The following is a 2609-nucleotide window of genomic DNA, read 5'->3' on the forward strand; positions in this document are numbered from 1 at the left end:
ACCAAAAAGCAGAAATTGGTCTGTGGTTACTTCCTGAATATTGGGGCAAAGGAATCATGAAAGAAGCAATGCCTCTTATTTGTAATTATGCATTTCATGATCTTGGATTACATCGTATAGAAGGGTTTGTTGATTCTGAAAATGAAAATTGTAAACGAGCCATGGCAAAACTTGACTTCAATCATGAAGGAACAATGAAAGATTGTGAAATAAAAGATGGTAAGTACATAAGTATAGATATATACGCACAATTAAAAAAGTGATATGAAACCAAATCCACAATTAAAAAGCTTTATCGAGCCTTATGATAGTGAAATGCAAAAATTAGCTTTGGAGTTAAGAAATTTCATATTAGACTTGGTACCACGGACAAACGAATTGATTTGGGATAATTATAATGCTGTTGCTATTGCTTATTCAAAATCGGAAAAGCTAAAAGATGCGTTTTGCCATATTGCTCTTTATTCGCAACATGTAAACTTTGGATTTAATCGAGGAGCAGAACTGTCCAAAACAACAATTAAACTTAATGGAAAAGGAAAACTGATTCGGCATATTTCTATAAAAGACTTTGATTCTTTTCCAAAGAATGAAATAAAAAAAATGATTTGGGAAGCAGTTGGAATTTCTGAAAAATTAAATCCAGAATTAATAAACTCAAAGCAGACTCCGAGGAGTATTGTAATGTCTATTTCAGAAAAGAAAATAAGGCCAAATAGAAAATAAACCGTAAATAAAAAAGTATCAATGGAAATGACTTTAGAATATTGGAATGAATTAGCAAAGCAAACTCTTTTAGTTTCTTCTTTATTAAGTGGATTTTCAATTACAGTTGTAGCTAATTTATTGGTATCAGATAGAAAGGATAAACTCACCAATCTAATTTTAAAATCTTCCACTTTTTCGGTTGGTAGTTTTCTCGTTACTGTTTTTGCTATGGTAAATATTGTGATGACAACAACTCCTGGAGGATATATCAAAAATGCATCAATCAATGATTTTCAAGTGGCTCGATTTATTGGAATGCTCACGTTCATGCTTGGACTTTTATCGATTTCTGCTATGATTTCATTATCTGGCTGGACAAAATCTAAAAAAGTTGGGATATTTACTACTATTATCGGAATATTGACATTGGTATTAATCTTTTTAACGATGGTTAGGTTTAGCACTTAAATAAAAAAGAATCCGATCAAACATAATGTTACGAACTGTGTTAATCGTAATTAAAACACACTAAAATATGAGCAACTACATTAATGCAACCCCAGAAGCTGGGAAAGAATTTTATCAAAACTTCCATGACAAAGGTAAAATCACAATGCTTAACTTATTAAAGTTCAAAACACAAGCTGATTATACAAACTTGGAAGAATTGAAACCAATAAATATAATAAGTGGTGAAGAAGCATATCAATTATATATGAAAAGTACTACTCCACTTTTAGAAAAAGCAGGAAGCCGAATTATCTACTTTGGGAAAAGTAATAATTTTCTAATCGGACCAAACTCTGAAAAATGGGATGCGATATTGTTGGTAGAGCATGCATCGGTAATGAAATTCATGGAATTCGCTCAAAGCAAGGAATATTTAAAAAATGCTGGACATAGAACAGCAGCTTTGGAAGATGCTCGTTTATTACCTTCAACAGAGTTATTATAGAACAAACAGGCTATTGTACTGATTTTTCATCTATCATATTCACTACCAAAAAACTTAATAGTAATTTTCTATGATCTTTATAAAATAACTTCAATATAACATAAAATGAATATAGACGTAGATTCAATTTTAACTGCAGTAAAAAAGTCGTATGCTCCTTTATCTTCACAATGTGAAAAAGAGTTCATTGCTAACACAAAGTTTGGCTCTTATAAAAAAGGAGAAATTGTTATTAAGGAAGGCCAATTTTCTAAAAAAGCATACTTAATCATAGAAGGATGTGCAAGAGCGTATTATTTAAAAGATGGTAAAGACATTTCTGAGTGGTTTACTTTTGAAAATCAATTTATGGCTCCTATTGTAAGTTTCTTTAGTAATAATCCAAGTCCACACTATGTAGAATTTATTGAAGATTCCACAGTTCTTGAGTTCTCAAAAGACGATGTAGATAAACTAGCAGACAAATACCACGATTTCGAGAGATTTATTAGCAAAGTTGTTACTGAAACGATGCTAGGATTGTGTGAACGACTTCATACTATTCAATTTGCAAAAGCTGATGAAAGATTTAATCATCTTATTACTATATATCCTGACATTGTACAGAGGATTCCTCTTACTCACATTGCATCCTATTTGGGAATAACTCTTGAAACCTTAAGTAGAATTCGAAATCCTAAAAGACGGATTTGATATAGATCAAATGATAGTTCTTCCATTAGATTGAACTTTGCTAAAAACTAAAAAAAATGGAAGAACATTCAAGTAAATTAAAATCAATTTGGGGACAATGGTGGGAGCCTTTTAGGAAATGGCTTTACCCATTGTGGTTGTTATATGAAACTACTATTCGTTTCTATGAGTATGCTTTATACACCTATTACAGTATTATAGACGTACCTATAGAAATTAATGAAATAGCAATACAAACCTTAGCAATCTGTGC

General features: G+C 31.1%; 5 protein-coding genes and 1 pseudogene. All 6 read left to right on the forward strand.

Going from position 1 to position 2609, the window contains the following annotated elements; genetic code table 11:
* A partial coding sequence (locus GBO31_RS23265; RefSeq protein ID WP_246615972.1) for a GNAT family N-acetyltransferase occupies positions 1-263 on the forward strand: 263 nt, incomplete at its 5' end.
* A gap of 1 nt (position 264) precedes the next feature.
* A complete protein-coding gene (locus GBO31_RS23270) occupies positions 265-726 on the forward strand; it encodes a DUF1801 domain-containing protein (RefSeq protein WP_219011020.1) in 462 nt (153 codons plus the stop codon).
* A gap of 21 nt (positions 727-747) precedes the next feature.
* Positions 748-1176: a hypothetical protein gene (locus tag GBO31_RS23275; protein WP_219011021.1), complete on the forward strand. Its 429-nt coding sequence runs from the start codon at positions 748-750 to the stop codon at positions 1174-1176.
* Positions 1177-1243: 67 nt separating this feature from the next.
* Positions 1244-1663 carry a DUF1330 domain-containing protein gene (locus tag GBO31_RS23280; protein WP_219011022.1) on the forward strand — a complete coding sequence of 140 codons (420 nt, stop codon included), beginning with the start codon at positions 1244-1246 and terminating at the stop codon, positions 1661-1663.
* A gap of 105 nt (positions 1664-1768) precedes the next feature.
* Entirely contained in the window at positions 1769-2356 is a 588-nt protein-coding gene (locus GBO31_RS23285; protein ID WP_219011023.1) for a Crp/Fnr family transcriptional regulator, read from the forward strand.
* Between the two features lie 56 nt (positions 2357-2412).
* Positions 2413-2609 (forward strand): annotated as a pseudogene (locus tag GBO31_RS23290) (hypothetical protein); the annotation flags it as partial.

Source organism: Aquimarina litoralis (genome assembly GCF_019295435.1).
GTDB classification, from domain to species: domain Bacteria; phylum Bacteroidota; class Bacteroidia; order Flavobacteriales; family Flavobacteriaceae; genus Aquimarina; species Aquimarina litoralis_A.